General features: G+C 57.9%; 12 protein-coding genes. 9 read left to right on the forward strand and 3 right to left on the reverse strand.

Annotation, left to right across the window (positions count from 1 at the left end; all coding sequences use genetic code 11):
• Positions 1-103: 103 nt before the first annotated feature.
• From AC07NR_RS25325 to fabF, 5 genes are all read left to right on the forward strand, one after another.
• The gene (locus AC07NR_RS25325; protein WP_495079711.1) at positions 104-2689 is read left to right on the forward strand and encodes a putative glycosyltransferase family protein; all 2586 of its coding nucleotides are present in this window, start codon (positions 104-106) and stop codon (positions 2687-2689) included.
• 294 nt (positions 2690-2983) lie between these two features.
• Positions 2984-4978, forward strand: coding sequence for a polysaccharide biosynthesis protein (locus tag AC07NR_RS25330; protein WP_248740176.1), 1995 nt, complete (start codon positions 2984-2986; stop codon positions 4976-4978).
• A gap of 111 nt (positions 4979-5089) precedes the next feature.
• Positions 5090-5425, forward strand: a complete 336-nt coding sequence (locus tag AC07NR_RS25335) for a ComEA family DNA-binding protein (protein ID WP_423204065.1) — start codon at positions 5090-5092, stop codon at positions 5423-5425.
• A 212-nt stretch (positions 5426-5637) separates the two neighbouring features.
• Positions 5638-6432: an SDR family NAD(P)-dependent oxidoreductase gene (locus AC07NR_RS25340; protein ID WP_248740178.1), complete on the forward strand. Its 795-nt coding sequence runs from the start codon at positions 5638-5640 to the stop codon at positions 6430-6432.
• Positions 6433-6457: 25 nt separating this feature from the next.
• Positions 6458-7732 carry a beta-ketoacyl-ACP synthase II gene (gene fabF, locus AC07NR_RS25345; protein ID WP_495079712.1) on the forward strand — a complete coding sequence of 425 codons (1275 nt, stop codon included), beginning with the start codon at positions 6458-6460 and terminating at the stop codon, positions 7730-7732.
• Here the strand turns inward: fabF and AC07NR_RS25350 are convergent.
• The 3 genes from AC07NR_RS25350 to eat form a co-directional block, all read right to left on the reverse strand.
• Positions 7729-8286: a TetR/AcrR family transcriptional regulator gene (locus tag AC07NR_RS25350; RefSeq protein ID WP_248740180.1), complete on the reverse strand. Its 558-nt coding sequence runs from the start codon at positions 8284-8286 to the stop codon at positions 7729-7731. The genes fabF and AC07NR_RS25350 overlap by 4 nt on opposite strands.
• Before the next feature lie 136 nt (positions 8287-8422).
• Positions 8423-8590: a DUF2897 family protein gene (locus AC07NR_RS25355; RefSeq protein ID WP_065257130.1), complete on the reverse strand. Its 168-nt coding sequence runs from the start codon at positions 8588-8590 to the stop codon at positions 8423-8425.
• A gap of 118 nt (positions 8591-8708) precedes the next feature.
• Positions 8709-10073: an ethanolamine permease gene (gene eat / locus AC07NR_RS25360; protein ID WP_495079713.1), complete on the reverse strand. Its 1365-nt coding sequence runs from the start codon at positions 10071-10073 to the stop codon at positions 8709-8711.
• A 302-nt stretch (positions 10074-10375) separates the two neighbouring features.
• Here eat and kdpF point away from each other — a divergent pair, with 302 nt between their 5' ends.
• Genes kdpF through kdpC form a run of 4 tightly spaced genes read left to right on the forward strand, consistent with a single transcriptional unit; the run spans position 10376 to position 14848 of the window.
• Complete coding sequence (gene kdpF, locus AC07NR_RS25365) at positions 10376-10465, forward strand: K(+)-transporting ATPase subunit F (RefSeq protein WP_007899818.1); 90 nt, start codon at positions 10376-10378, stop codon at positions 10463-10465.
• An 8-nt stretch (positions 10466-10473) separates the two neighbouring features.
• A complete protein-coding gene (gene kdpA / locus AC07NR_RS25370; RefSeq protein WP_192552151.1) occupies positions 10474-12168 on the forward strand; it encodes a potassium-transporting ATPase subunit KdpA in 1695 nt (564 codons plus the stop codon).
• 10 nt (positions 12169-12178) lie between these two features.
• Positions 12179-14245, forward strand: a complete 2067-nt coding sequence (gene kdpB / locus AC07NR_RS25375; RefSeq protein WP_495079714.1) for a potassium-transporting ATPase subunit KdpB — start codon at positions 12179-12181, stop codon at positions 14243-14245.
• Between the two features lie 57 nt (positions 14246-14302).
• Positions 14303-14848 (forward strand): potassium-transporting ATPase subunit KdpC, encoded by a 546-nt coding sequence (gene kdpC, locus AC07NR_RS25380; protein ID WP_495079715.1) that lies wholly within the window; start codon positions 14303-14305, stop codon positions 14846-14848.
• Positions 14849-14861 lie beyond the last annotated feature (13 nt).

A 14861-nucleotide genomic window follows, 5' to 3' on the forward strand; every position in this document is an offset into this window, starting at 1 on the left:
ATGGGCAAGGCTCCAGAGGGAACAGTGCATCTCGCTTTTTTTACACTGCTACTGTATTTTGCAAGCGCTTTTTTCCAGATTCCTAAAAATCAAGAGTTTGTCTTTGTTTATGAATGCTTTTTTCCGTTCTGACCTATTCCAGAAAAAAACATTTGCAGAATATTTTCGCAGTCTCCTGATCCTGACGGTCTTTTTTAGTTTTATTGTTTTTTTTACTCCGGTCAGTAAGCCTGTTGTAAATATAGAGATGATCTCCAGTGTTTCTGGAATGTCTCAGCTGTTTTTTAATGATGGGAATGGCTACAGCGAAGATAACTCCGTGAAAGGAGTTGTGAATGCCGGCAAGAACAGGCTGGCGTATCCGCTCTCGATTCAGGCATCTCCAGTTCGTTGGGATCCGCTGAATTCTCCGGGCACTATCGAGGTGCTCGATACCGATATCTCGGTGTTGGGGATGAGTTTTTTGTCAGGGGCGATGACCTTCAAGGCCCTTAACCAGATTGAAAACATAGACAATCTTTCTGGGAAAACTGTAATTCGTATACAGGAAAATGCTGATGATCCTGAGCTTGAAATGACTTTTGCAGCCGAGCAGGTGAGTCGGATCAGAATAATGCTCAGTGTGCTGTGTGGGTTTGTCGTTTCGGCTGTTTTCTTGCTTCTGTTTCATTTTGCCAGAGATGTCAAAGCGCTGCTTGGCAAGCTTCCAACGTGGTTTTATGTGGTTGGTTTGTTAGCGCTTCTGAATATGTATGTTTTTTATGATCATCTGTTGGGGCAGAGCGTTTTTCCTTGGGACTTCTCCCTGACTTATCATGCGATACCGAATTACTGGCTGACTTCCTTGCAGGCGGGGCAATTCCCTTCGTGGGTTCCATTCCAGGGGATGGGTTATCCGCTGTTGATGAACATGCAGTCCGGCCTGTTTTATCCGCCGAACTACGTTTTCTATATCTTTAATATTCCCTACACATTGCACGCGGCAGTTGTTTTTCAAGTCGTGCATGTGTTTTTTGCCGGGCTTGGCGCTTACGTTCTGTTGCGCAAGTCGGGCCAGGATGTCCTTGCCTCGGTAATCGGAAGTGTTGCCTACAACCTGTTCGGCGGTTTCTTTTGCAATTCTGAACATCTGGATATCGTGCGCAGTTTCGCATTCCTGCCGTGGATTTTTGCAGGCCTGGTCGACCTTATGCGAAACGGGGTGAAACCCTTCCCGTTGATTATCCTGCCCGTTGTGTTGCTGTTTCAGTGGACGGGTGGTTACCCGGGATCTTCGATCAGCATCGTCTTCATTTCTTTTGTGTTCATTTTTGCATCGGCTATCGCCAAAGAATGCTCATGGAAACATTTCATCATTGGCGCAGGGCTCATGATGAGTGGGGTGCTGATGGCATCGCCGGCCTTCTTTCCGGTTCTGATGTTGAAGGGGGAGATAGCCCGATCGGCCGAAGCGGGTAGTCTGGCCAAGACGTTTATCGCCCCGGTGAATCTGCTCAGCCTGATTCAGCGAATTGATTTTCCCGGGTTGCCGGGTGACGTATCGATGCGCTCGTTGCACGTCTTGATCATTCCTTTTGTGTTCATTTTTTTCATGAGCGTGAAAGTGTTCAAGCGCAATGTGGGAATGACGGCCGTTGCCGTGTGCGCTTTGTTTATGGGCATGGGAGGGTGGTTTTTCGACGCGGTTACCAAGTTGTTCCCACCGCTGGGATATAGCCGTTTTCCAAGCGCGGACTATCGTGGGTTCATCGCCCTGGCGCTCATATATTTCGCCATGCTCGGTTATCGGGAGTACAAGGCAAGCCCTGTCGGTGTCGTCAAAGACCGACTGGTCAGGTTTGCACTTTTTGGCGTGTTGGGCTACTTCGCCGTTGACCCGTTGTTGGTGAATCAGGACGCGTTTGTCTTTTCCCTCGTTACAATGCTTCTGGTGATCGTGGCGCTGTGCGTTCATCGATTCAGGTTGAATCCGGCCGTTGTTTTCATCTTGTTTTTCTCGATCCAGGTGATTGATTTCATACGTGTCGAAGACGGGCAAGCCTATTGGGATAACCCTTCCATTTCCGGTGTGCATGCGGAAAAATTCGGCGCATTGCAAACCCCCGCGCCATTGCTCGCGCAGAGAATTCAGGGTGTCGATTCGCGCGCAGAGCGCAGCGATGAGTTCACAGGTCAGGACTTTGGCTATCAGGGCTATTTGACCGGCATTTATATGGTTGGTGACTATTCAGGTCCAATGCAGTTTCTCCGGCAGAGATACATAGTCGGCAATCCTGATTTGTTGAATTTTGCCAAAAAGGCCTGGGCGCCGGTTTACTTCAAGGGGCAGCCCGATGCACAGGAAGCGATTGCAGCTATCAATAGCGGTGCAGATGCAACAAGCGATCGGGTGCAGCTCACGTTGTACAAACCCAATCAGATTGAATATGACGTCAAATCCGCTTCCGGGTTTGGTTTCCTGGAAAACGAGACTTACTTTCCCGGTTGGACCATGACGGTTAATGACGGGGTACAGGTAACCGCGAAAGATGTTCATGGTTTCCGATACTGGGAGATGCCGGCCGGGACATACAAAGCGGTGGCAAAGTTCAATATGCCTTATTTCCGCTCGGCTGTTTTTCTGGCTGTTCTCGGATTGCTGGCGTACTTGATGGGTGTCGGCGGCTTACTCATTTTTCGGAAAAGATAGCCCGGCTGTTCAATTCCATGTGTAAGATTTCTACGCCTGCGGGGTGGCAAACTCCCCGCAGGCGTTTTTCTCCGATCAACGGCATCAAAAAATGCCGTCCCTCAGAAGACTTGCTGTCAAGCCGGATTGCCCCCACGCAGAGCTGTAAGCCGCGCACAGTCGAACGGCAACGGGCCACGTGTCGATTTGTCGGTCGGGTTTTGCTAGTGTTTTTTCTGTAACCCGGATCTTTTACTCCGTACAATGCGTCAGCCGGTTCAACCAACGGAGTAGGTCAGATTGGTACGAGGGAATATGGGAAAACTACGCGTATTTTTGCTGGCGCTGCCCCGCAGGCAAAAACGGTTGATTCAAGTGCTGACGGATATTGTCCTTGTTTGGGCCGCACTGTGGATGGCGTTTATCGTGCGTCTTGGCGTTGATGAGATGGTCAACCCGATAAAGGTGCATCTGTGGCTCTTCGTTTGCGCCCCGGTCGTGGCTATTCCCTTGTTCATTCGCTTCGGCATGTACCGTGCCGTCATGCGTTATTTTGGCAATGATGCGCTTGTTGCGATCATCAAAGCGGTCAGTTTGTCTTCGTTGATTCTTGCGTTGGTGGTCTATTGGTACAGCAACCATGAAACCGTTGTGCCTCGGTCGATCATTTTCAATTACTGGTGGTTGAGTCTGGTCATTATCGGTGGGCTGCGCTTGCTGATGCGCCAGTACTTCATGGGTGACTGGTTCAATGCTGCCCAGCACGTACCGTTCACCAATCGCGATGATGGTCTGACGAAGGTGGCCATCTACGGTGCCGGAGTGGCAGGTAACCAGTTGGTGGCTGCATTGCGCATGGGGCGGGTCATGCGGCCTGTTGCATTCATCGATGATGATTCAAGCATCGCCGATCGGGCAATCTCCGGGTTGCAGGTCTACAAACCCAAACATATCCAACAGATGATTGATGTCACCGGGGCGCAGGAAATCCTCCTGGCCCTTCCATCATCTACGCGTGCCCGGCGCCGGGAAATTCTGCACCTGCTTGAAGGTTTTCCCCTGCATGTGCGCAGCGTGCCGAACTTCACCGATCTTGCCAGCGGTCGTGTGAAGGTCGAAGACATTCAGGAAGTCGATATTGCCGACTTGCTCGGTCGCGACGCGGTGCCTGCTCAGGCTGATCTGCTGGAGCGCTGTATCAAAGGCAAGATCGTGATGGTGACCGGGGCGGGCGGGTCCATCGGTTCTGAACTGTGCCGGCAGATCTTTTCCCTGCAGCCGACCACGCTGCTGTTGTTTGAACACAGCGAGTTCAATCTCTACAGCATTCTCTCGGAGCTGGAGCAGCGTGGCTGTCGTGAGTCCGTTCCGGTCAGGCTTTTGCCGATCCTCGGCTCGATCCGTCATCAGGACAAGCTGCTCGACGTGATGAAGACGTGGAAGGTCGATACGGTTTACCACGCGGCAGCTTATAAACATGTGCCGATGGTTGAGCACAATATCGCTGAGGGCGTTCTGAATAATGTTATCGGCACCCTCAATACGGCTCAGGCGGCGCTGAAATCCGGCGTAGCGAACTTCGTATTGATTTCGACCGACAAGGCCGTACGCCCGACTAATGTCATGGGCAGCACCAAGCGCCTGGCCGAACTGACGCTTCAGGCTTTGAGTCGTGAGATTGCCCCCGTATTGTTTGGCGACAACTCCAATGTCTCCCGAGTGAACAAGACACGCTTCACCATGGTGCGTTTCGGAAACGTACTGGGTTCGTCCGGCTCGGTGATTCCGTTGTTTCACAGCCAGATCAAGTCGGGCGGACCGTTGACGGTCACTCATCCGAAGATCACCCGCTACTTCATGACCATTCCGGAAGCCGCGCAGCTGGTAATCCAGGCCGGTTCGATGGGGCAGGGCGGGGATGTCTTCGTCCTGGATATGGGCGAGCCGGTCAGAATCGTCGAGCTGGCGGAGAAAATGATTCATCTCTCCGGTTTGAGTATTCGCTCGGATCGCAATCCACATGGTGATATCTCCATTGAGTTCACCGGTTTGCGCCCTGGTGAAAAGCTGTACGAAGAACTGCTGATTGGCGACAACGTCGCGGCGACTCCGCACCCGATGATCATGACGGCCAACGAAGATCACCTCCCATGGGATGTGCTGAAGGCCAGATTGAGCGAGCTGCTTGTTGCAGTCGAAAAAGACGATTATTCGCGTGTCCGTCAACTTCTGCGTGAAACCGTCAGCGGCTATACCCCCGACGGCGAGATCGTTGACTGGATCTTCCAGCAACGCCGGCTTGAGCCCTGATTGTTTCACATGCTGTAACGTACACATTTTTGACTTATGCCCATCGTGACCTAAGTTTGGGGAGCAGCTACGGAAAAGCTGCTTTCTCAAATCATGATGGAGCGTCACTTTATGCGTACCGGATACTTCTACTCTCTGATCTTTGCCCTGCTCACCAGCGCCTCGATTGGCGCGATTGCTGCGCCTGTCGTCACTCCTGAATTACCAAAGGCCCCCGTTGTAATGGAGGTGGCAGCTCCTTCTTCGAAGGAAAAAATCGATCTCAATGAAGCAGACGCGACAACCTTGCAGAAGGAACTGGCCGGGGTCGGTGAAGCCAAGGCTAAAGCGATTGTTGCATACCGTGAGACAAACGGGCCGTTCGCATCAGTAGATGAGCTGCTTGAAGTGAAGGGTATCGGCAAGGCAATTCTGGATCGCAATCGTGAAAAGCTGGAAGTGAACTAAGCTGGATTTTCGAAAGCATGAGGCCGGTCATTGACCGGCCTTTTTTGTTTCGTTGGTGCGCGAACGGTCAGCAACGTAAGGAGGACGTTCATCGGTGGAGAAAAATTACGGCTATCATATCTCGTTAGGATTATGCCTATAATAAATTGTCGCCTCTGATCGCTTGTCCACTCAGTGGCCTTTTTCATTTCGAGCATTTTCAGGAGTACTGCATGAAATCCGCTGAATCCCAAGGTACGGCTCTTGTCACCGGCGCTTCATCCGGCATCGGTGCAATCTACGCCGAGCGCCTGGCTGCGCGCGGTTTTGATTTGCTGTTGGTGGCCCGTGATCAGGAACGTCTGGAAATCGCAGCGGCTCAGTTGCACGATGCGCATGGCATTCAGGTGGAGGTCCTCAAAGCGGATCTGACACAGAAGGAAGATGTGTCAAAACTTGAACAGCGCCTGCGCGACGATTCGAGCATCAGCCTGCTGGTGAACAATGCCGGGGTGGCCGCCAACGGTCTGTTGGCCAATGCAGATCTCGATCAAATGGAACGGCTGATCCAGCTGAACATTACTGCTGTCACGCGTCTTTCCTCTGCCGCCGCCGCCAGTTTCGCCAGGGCCGGTCGTGGCACGATCATCAATATCGCCTCAGTAGTGGCATTGTTTCCTGAGCGTTTCAACGCCACCTACAGTGCCAGTAAGGCCTACGTGCTGAGTCTGACCCAATCGCTCAATGCCGAACTTCAGGGCACCGGTGTCAAGGTGCAGGCCGTTTTGCCGGGCGTCACCCGCACGGAAATCTGGGAGCGCTCGGGAATCGACGCCAGCGGGATTCCTGCTGAAATGGTCATGGAAGCCGGCGAGATGGTGGATGCAGCGCTGGCCGGTCTGGATCAGGGCGAACTCATCACGATCCCGTCCCTGCCGGATGCAGCTGACTGGCAGGCCTTCGTCGCTGCGCGGCATGTCCTGGCGCCGAACCTGTCCCATCGTTCGGCTGCCAGCCGCTACAAGTAAGACTTTCGAAGCGAGGTAATGCGATATGGATCAACGTCGAATAGTCGTGACGGGCATGGGCCTGGTTTCACCCTTGGGCAGCGGCGTCGAAGTCGTCTGGCAGCGTTTGCTCGCCGGGCGCTCGGGTTTGAGCAAGCTGCCGGACGCAGTCAGCGCTGATTTACCAACAAGTGTCGGTGGCAGGGTGCCGACGCTGGAGGAGGATGCCGAGGCCGGATTTGATCCGGATCGCGCTACGCCGCCCAAAGAGCAGAAGAAGATGGACCGCTTCATTCTGTTCGCCATGGAAGCGGCTCGGCAAGCGCTGGAGCAGGCTGGCTGGCAACCCTTCGAAGCCCGGGATCAGGAACGCACAGCGACGATCATCGGTTCCGGTGTCGGCGGCTTCGGTGCGATTGCCGATGCAGTGCGTACCACGGACACCCGTGGCCCGAGACGTCTGTCGCCATTCACCATTCCCTCGTTCCTGGTCAATCTGGCGGCGGGGCATGTGTCGATCAAACATGGCCTCAAAGGGCCGCTTGGCGCTCCGGTAACAGCCTGTGCAGCTGGCGTTCAGGCGATCGGCGATGCGGCGCGGCTGATTCGAGCAGGTGAAGCGGACGTGGCAGTGTGCGGGGGGGCGGAAGCGGCGATCGATCGGGTCAGCCTGGCCGGGTTCGCTGCAGCACGGGCACTGTCCAGTGGCTATAACGATACTCCCGAGCGTGCCTCGCGCCCTTTCGACAGCGGTCGCGACGGTTTTGTCATGGGTGAGGGTGCCGGCCTGCTGGTGATCGAATCACTGGAGCATGCCTTGGCGCGTGGTGCTCAGCCTTTGGCAGAGCTGGTCGGGTATGGCACCAGCGCTGATGCCTATCACCTGACTGCCGGGCCGGAGGATGGAAATGGTGCGCGAAGAGCGATGTCCCTGGCCTTGAAGCAGGCAGGAGTAGAGCCCGGTCAGGTGCAGCATCTCAACGCCCATGCCACCTCTACGCCGGTTGGCGACCTTGGCGAGCTGGCGGCCATCAAGAGCGTGTTCGGCGAGGAAAACCGGATTGCCGTAACGTCGACCAAGTCCTCCATCGGACATTTGCTCGGTGCTGCTGGCGGCGTTGAGGCCATTTTCACTTTGTTGGCAATTCGCGACCAGAGGGTGCCGCCGACGCTCAACTTCGATCATCCCGATCCTGCAAGCGATGGTGTGGACATCGTCCATGGCGAAGCAAGGTCAATGTCGATCGAGTACGCGTTGTCCAACGGATTCGGCTTTGGCGGAGTAAATGCCAGTGTTCTGTTCAAGCGATGGCAGGCTTAGCCTTTTGAGTGCTTGAGGTGATCGCGGGCGACATCGAGAATGCGTTGCGCAAACTCGCTGTCAGCGACACTGCGTGATAGCAGGAGTGCTCCGACCAGTGTCGACATGATGACGATAGCCTGGTCGGCACTGTTCTCGCCTTCAAGCGTATTTTCAATTTGCGCCAGTCGCGCATTGAGCACCGTATCACTCGTGGGACTGGGTTGTCCGCGCAGGCCCAGCTCCGAAGAAATGGTCAGCAATGGGCAACCCTCATGAGGGGAGGTTTGATGCCATTCGGAAAGGTAGGTATCTATGAATGCTTCCAGAGGCTGCTCTTGCGCAAAGAGCTCGGCGCACAGGCCATCAACCTGATTTCCGGCCTCTTGCAGCGCCTTTTCCACCAGTTCGTCCTTGGACTTGAAGTGCGAATAGAAACCGCCATGGGTCAAGCCAAGCGCTTTCATCAAAGGCTGCAATCCGGTGGCCCCGATACCGTCCTTGCGGAATCGTGCAGAGGCTTCTTTGATGATGCGCTGGTGGGTCTGGGCTTTGTGATCCTGCGAGTAACGCATTTCTTCTCTCCGCGACAAGACCGCTATCTTAACCACGGATAGTTAAATGGTGATTGTACTTCTACTTCTAAAAAACTTGCAGGTAAGACCAATAGATCAGAAGAACAAACCCCGCCTGTCGAGCGGGGTTTTTCGTTCAGCGGTCTTGCGCGTCCTTGATGTCCGCTTCGGCATTGCGCTCGGCAACGCGTTGACGTTGTTCTTCGGTCAGTTCGACCTTGTTGGCGGTGTCACGCAGCATCATCAGACCACCAACGATCGAGCCGATTGCAACGACCAGAATCAACCAGGCATACCAGGGCATAGCGGCTCTCCTTAATGGCAGGTCGCCGGGCGAGGATTTCGCCGGCGATGCTGCTTACCACGTTTGAGCGATGGGAAATCGCAGTGGTTCCATTCTAGGCCGGTTATGCCTGATGCGGTTAAAGCCCGGTCAACATGGCGTCCGCCGGAGCGTTCGCGCGCAATTGCCCGGTGAGCAAAAAGTAGCCGAAGCCGACGGCCATGAACCCCAGGAAAATCAGGCCGATCAGTGCGTTGAACCAGGCCATTGCCACCAGGCAGACGATCGCCAGCACCAGCGCAATGAACGGGATCAATGGGTAGCACGGCGCGCGGAAAGTCCGCTCCAGATTCGGTTCGCTTTTGCGCAGCTTGAAAAGACTGAGCATGCTCATGATGTACATCACGATGGCGCCGAACACGGCCATGGTGATCATTGCTGCGGTGAGGGTCATGCCGCCGAGGTTGATCAGGCCGTCGCTGTAAATGGCGGCAATGCCGATGATTCCGCCGGCGATGATCGCCCGGTGCGGGGTCTGGAAGCGCGACAGCTTTGCCAGCGAGGCGGGCAGGTAACCGGCACGGGCGAGGGCGAAGAACTGCCGCGAGTAGCCGAGAATGATCCTGTGAAAACTCGCCACCAGACCGAACAGCCCGATCCACACCAGCATATGCAGCCAGCCGGAGTTGTCGCCGACCACCGCTTTCATCGCCTGTGGCAGCGGGTCGTTGATGTTCGACAGGGTGCGCCAGTCGCCGACGCCGCCGGCAAAGAACATCACGCCCATCGCCAGCAGCACCAGGGTCAGGATGCCGCTGATGTAGGCCTTGGGAATCGTGCGTTTCGGATTCTTGGCTTCTTCTGCCGCCATGGCCGCGCCTTCAATCGCGAGGAAGAACCAGATCGCAAACGGGATCGCCGCGAACATCCCGGCGATCGCCGGTGCGCCGAACATGTCCGCGCCGGCCCAGCCATTGAGCGCGAAGTTGCTGAAACTGAAGGCGGGTGCGACCACGCCCATGAACACCAGCAACTCGGCGACGGCCAGCACGCAGACGATCAACTCGAAAGTCGCCGCCAGTTTCACACCGAGGATGTTCAACCCCATGAACACGATATACGCGCCGACCGCTGCGTGTTTCGGATCCAGGGCGGGAAACTGCACGTTGAGGTAGGCGCCAATTGCTAAGGCAATGGCAGGTGGGGCGAAGACAAATTCGATCAGCGTCGCCAGGCCTGCGATCAATCCGCCTTTTTCACCGAACGCCCGGCGACTGTAGGCAAACGGCCCGCCCGCATGCGGGATCGCCGTGGTCAGTTCGGTGAAGCTGAAAATGAAGCAGGTGTACATGGTCGCGACCATGAACGAAGTCACCAGAAAGCCCAGTGTTCCGGCGACGCCCCAGCCGTAACTCCAGCCGAAATACTCCCCGGAAATCACCAGCCCCACGGCAATGCCCCACAGGTGCAACGTGCCCAGCGTGGGTTTGAGTTGTGTGTTCATGCGTTTGCTCCCTGAACGGTTTGGAAAGCTCGGGGGAGGGCGTGTGCAGTGGGCGTGCCATTTTGTATTGGCGGGTCGCAATGGGCTGAAAGCTGTCGTATCGGGGATGTTCGCGACTCGATAGCCACATTTCTGTGCGCCAGTCAGGTGCGCCGCCAACCGGGAACAGTCGTAAAGAAGGCATAAACCCACTCTTTACGCATTCTTTATGCCCCGCCCGCACCCTCGGTCTCGTTCCTTTACAGCCTCCTTTCCGACAATGCCTCCACACGCGGCAATACGCCGTAACACGGAGATCTTCCATGAGCGTTCTGGACGGGGTGTCCCTGCTGCTGGCAGTGGGGCTGTTCATTTATCTGTTGGTTGCGCTGTTGCGCGCGGACCGGAACTAGGAGCGGCTATGCACAGTTATGACTATTGGCAGATCCTCGCGTTTTTCGCGTTGGTGTTGCTGCCGGCGCCGTTCCTCGGGCGCTTCTACTACAAGGTGATGGAAGGTCAGCGCACCTGGCTGACGCCGATTCTCGGCCCGGTCGAGCGCGGCTGTTACCGCATTGCCGGGGTCGATCCGCAAGCCGAACAGAGCTGGCAGAAGTACACATTGGCTCTGCTGGCGTTCAACCTCGCGGGTTTCCTGCTGTTGTTCGCGATCCTGTTGTTCCAGGACCACCTGCCGCTCAACCCGCAAAACCTGCCGGGCCAGGAGTGGACCCAGGCGTTCAACACCGCCGTCAGCTTCATGACCAACACCAACTGGCAGTCCTATAGCGGTGAAGCGACCCTCAGCTACCTGAGCCAGATGGTCGGCCTGACCGTGCAGAACTTCGTCAGCGCCGCCACCGGCCTCGCCGTGCTGGTTGCGTTGTGCCGTGGCATCGGTCGCAAATCCACCAAGACCCTGGGCAACTTCTGGGCCGACATGACCCGCGCCACCCTCTACGGTTTGCTGCCGCTGTGCCTGCTGCTGGCGCTGTATCTGGTGTGGCAGGGCGTGCCGCAGACCTTCGCGCAATACGTGAATGCGGTGACGCTGCAAGGCGTCGATCAGGTGATCCCGCTCGGCCCGGCGGCCAGCCAGATTGCGATCAAGCAACTGGGCACCAACGGCGGTGGTTTCTTCGGCGTCAACTCGGCGCATCCGTTCGAGAACCCGACTGCGTGGAGCAACCTGTTCGAAGTCACTTCGATCATCCTGATCCCGGTCGCGCTGGTGTTCACCTTCGGCCACTACGTGAAGGATCTGCGTCAGAGCCGCGCCATCATCGGCTGCATGCTCGCGCTGTTCCTGATCGGCGGCGCTACTTCGATGTGGGCCGAGTATCAGCCGAACCCTGCGCTGAACAACGTAGCCGTCGAGCAGACCGCGCCGTTGGAAGGCAAGGAATCGCGCTTCGGCACCACCGCCACCGTGCTCTGGTCGGTGACCACCACCGCGGCGTCGAACGGTTCGGTCAACGGCATGCATGACAGCCTCAATCCGCTCAGCGGCATGGTGGCTCTGGTCAATATGATGGTCGGCGAAGTGATCTTCGGCGGCGTCGGTGCCGGGCTCTACGGCATGTTGCTGAACGTGCTGATCGCGGTGTTCCTCGCCGGCCTGATGATCGGCCGCACCCCGGAATACCTCGGCAAGAAACTCCAGGCCCGCGAAGTGCAACTACTGGTCGTGACTCTGCTGGTGATGCCGGTCGGCGTGCTGGTGCTGGGCGCGATTGCCGCAGCGCTGCCAGGCCCTGCGGCGACCATCAGCAACCCCGGCCCCCACGGTTTCAGCCAGTTGCTGTACGCCTACACCTCGGCCAGTGCCAACAACGGTTCGGCGTTCGGTGGCCTGAGTGCCAACACCCCGTTCCACAACCTGATGCTGGGCCTGGGCATGTTGATCGGTCGCTTCGGTTACATCCTCCCGGTACTGGCCCTGGCCGGCAGCCTGGCGATGAAGAAAACCGCACCGATCGGCCAGAACAGCTTCCCGACCCACGGCCCGCTGTTCGTGACCCTGTTGACCGTGACCATTTTGCTGGTGGGCGGCCTGACCTTCTTGCCGACCCTGGCGCTCGGCCCGATTGCCGAACACCTGAGCATGGGCTTCTAAGGAATCCATCATGAATATGCATGTTCCAGCTTCAAAACCTGCGGTAGCTGCCAAGTCGGCAGAAGCGCCGAAAACCGCGATCAGCGCCCTGTGGCGTCCGGCGCTGATGCAAGCGTTCGTCAAGCTCGACCCGCGTCAACTGGTGCGTTCACCAGTGATGCTGGTGGTCGAACTGACGGCGATCTTCACCACCGTGCTGTGCTTCATCCCGGACAACGTCGTGCCGACCTTCGTTGCGGCGCAAATCGCGCTGTGGCTGTGGTTCACCGTGCTGTTCGCCAACTTCGCCGAAGCACTGGCCGAAGGTCGCGGCAAGGCCCGCGCCGACAGCCTCAAGGCCGGCAGCGAAGGCCTGAGCGCCCGACGTAAACTGGCCAACGGCGGTTTCCAGGTGGTGCCCGCCGCCAGCCTGCGCAAGGGCGATGTGGTGCGCGTCGAAGCCGGGGAAATGATCCCCGGTGACGGCGAAGTCATCGAAGGCATCGCGGCGGTCAACGAAGCGGCGATTACCGGTGAATCGGCTCCCGTGATCCGCGAGTCCGGCGGCGACCGTTCCGCCGTCACCGGCAATACGCGACTGGTGTCCGACTGGTTGCTGGTGAAGATCACCGCCAACCCGGGCGAGTCGACTCTGGACCGCATGATCGCGCTGGTCGAAGGTGCCAAACGCCAGAAGACCCCGAACGAAGTGGCGCTGGACATCCTGCTGATCGGCCTGACCCTGATCTTCCTGCTGGTGGTCGTGACCCTGCAACCGTTCGCCCACTTCGCCAACGGCAGCCTGCCGCTGGTGTTCCTGGTGGCGCTGTTGGTCACGCTGATTCCGACCACCATCGGCGGCCTGCTGTCGGCCATCGGTATCGCGGGGATGGATCGTCTGGTGCGTCTGAATGTGATCGCCAAGTCCGGTCGCGCAGTGGAAGCGGCGGGTGATGTGCATGTGCTGCTGCTGGACAAGACCGGCACCATCACCTTCGGCAATCGTCGTTGCAGCGCGGTGTATGCCGCGCCGGGTGTGAATGCCCGAGAGCTGGCCGAAGGCGCGCTGTTCGCTTCGCTGGCTGATGAAACCGCCGAAGGCAAGTCCATCGTCGAGTACCTGCGCGGCTCCAGTCCGCAGCCGGAACCAGCCCCTGAAACCCTGACTGCCGTACCGTTCAGCGCGGAAACCCGCTTGTCCGGCGTCGACTATCAGGGCCGTGTATTCCGCAAGGGCGCGGTGGATTCGCTGCTGGCCTTCCTGGGTCAACAACGCAAGGACCTGGCGCCGGCGCTGTCCCGGGAAATCGACAAGATTGCCCAGAGCGGCGGCACGCCATTGCTGGTCTGCGCCGACGGCAAACTGCTCGGTGCGATCCATCTGAAAGACGTGGTCAAACCGGGCATCCGCGAGCGTTTCGCCGAGCTGCGCAAACTGGGGATTCGCACGGTGATGGTCACCGGCGACAACCCGCTGACCGCCGCCGCGATTGCCGCTGAAGCAGGCGTCGACGATGTGCTGGCCGAAGCCACACCGGAGAAAAAACTCGCCCGCATCCGTCACGAGCAGAACGACGGTCGTCTGGTCGCGATGTGCGGCGACGGCGCCAACGACGCGCCGGCGCTGGCCCAGGCTGACGTCGGCATGGCGATGAACGACGGCACGCAAGCCGCGCGCGAAGCGGCCAACATGGTCGACCTCGACAGCGACCCGACCAAGCTGCTGGACGTGGTGCAGATCGGCAAGGAATTGCTGGTGACTCGCGGCGCATTGACGACCTTTTCCATCGCCAACGACGTGGCCAAGTACTTCGCGATCCTGCCGGCACTGTTCGCTGCGATCTACCCGCAACTGGGCGTGCTGAACATCATGCATTTGAGCAGCCCGCAGAGCGCGATCCTGTCGGCCATCGTCTTCAACGCCCTGATCATTGTCGTGCTGATCCCGCTGGCCCTGCGCGGCGTGCGGGTGCAGGCGGCGAGTGCGGCGGCGCTGCTGCGACGCAACCTGCTGATCTATGGCCTGGGCGGGATTCTGGTGCCGTTCGTGGGGATCAAGGCGATCGACATGCTGCTGACGGCGTTGCATCTGGTTTGAACCTGAACAGCGGTGTGCCGGGCACACCGCTTCAAGCACGAATTCGAGGATTCCGAAATGTCCACAATATTACGTCCGGCCCTGAGCCTGCTGGTGCTGATGACCCTGGTCACTGGCGTCGCCTATCCGCTGGTGGTCACCGGAGTCGCGCAAGTCGCCTTCCCCGAGCAGGCCAACGGCAGCCTGGTGCGCGACGCCGAAGGCAAGGTGCGCGGCTCGTCCCTGATCGCTCAGGATTTTGTCGGCGATGCCTGGTTCCATCCACGTCCTTCGGCCGGTGCCTTTGCCACCGTTTCGAGCAGCGCGAGCAACCTGGCGCCGAGCAATCCGGCGCTGGCCACTCGGGTGATCGATGATGCCAACAAGCTGCTGGTGCCCGGTCAGGGCCCGGTGCCGCTGGCGCTGCTGACCACCTCCGGCAGCGGTCTTGATCCGCACTTGCCACCGGCCGCAATTGCCTATCAACTGGCGCGTGTCGCCCACGCGCGCAACTTGTCGGTGGCGACCTTGCAGCAGTTGCTCGACGCGCACATCGAACAGCCGCTGGTGGGCCCGCCGGTGGTGAATGTGCTGGCGTTGAACATGGCGCTGGAAAAGCTGTAATGAATCCTTCAGG

The sequence above is a fragment of the Pseudomonas sp. GW821-FHT09C09 genome, from assembly GCF_059418105.1.

Bases quoted from the DNA above. Each gene is read 5' to 3' on its own strand.
- AC07NR_RS25355 (WP_065257130.1), bottom strand. From the start codon at position 8,590: ATGCCCTGGTATGCCTGGTTGATTCTGGTCGTTGCAATCGGCTCGATC.
- AC07NR_RS25350 (WP_248740180.1), bottom strand. From the start codon at position 8,286: ATGCGTTACTCGCAGGATCACAAAGCCCAGACCCACCAGCGCATCATC.
- kdpB (WP_495079714.1), top strand. From the start codon at position 12,179: ATGAATATGCATGTTCCAGCTTCAAAACCTGCGGTAGCTGCCAAGTCG.
- kdpF (WP_007899818.1), top strand. From the start codon at position 10,376: ATGAGCGTTCTGGACGGGGTGTCCCTGCTGCTGGCAGTGGGGCTGTTC.
- fabF (WP_495079712.1), top strand. From the start codon at position 6,458: ATGGATCAACGTCGAATAGTCGTGACGGGCATGGGCCTGGTTTCACCC.
- kdpA (WP_192552151.1), top strand. From the start codon at position 10,474: ATGCACAGTTATGACTATTGGCAGATCCTCGCGTTTTTCGCGTTGGTG.
- AC07NR_RS25330 (WP_248740176.1), top strand. From the start codon at position 2,984: ATGGGAAAACTACGCGTATTTTTGCTGGCGCTGCCCCGCAGGCAAAAA.
- eat (WP_495079713.1), bottom strand. From the start codon at position 10,073: ATGAACACACAACTCAAACCCACGCTGGGCACGTTGCACCTGTGGGGC.
- AC07NR_RS25340 (WP_248740178.1), top strand. From the start codon at position 5,638: ATGAAATCCGCTGAATCCCAAGGTACGGCTCTTGTCACCGGCGCTTCA.
- kdpC (WP_495079715.1), top strand. From the start codon at position 14,303: ATGTCCACAATATTACGTCCGGCCCTGAGCCTGCTGGTGCTGATGACC.
- AC07NR_RS25335 (WP_423204065.1), top strand. From the start codon at position 5,090: ATGCGTACCGGATACTTCTACTCTCTGATCTTTGCCCTGCTCACCAGC.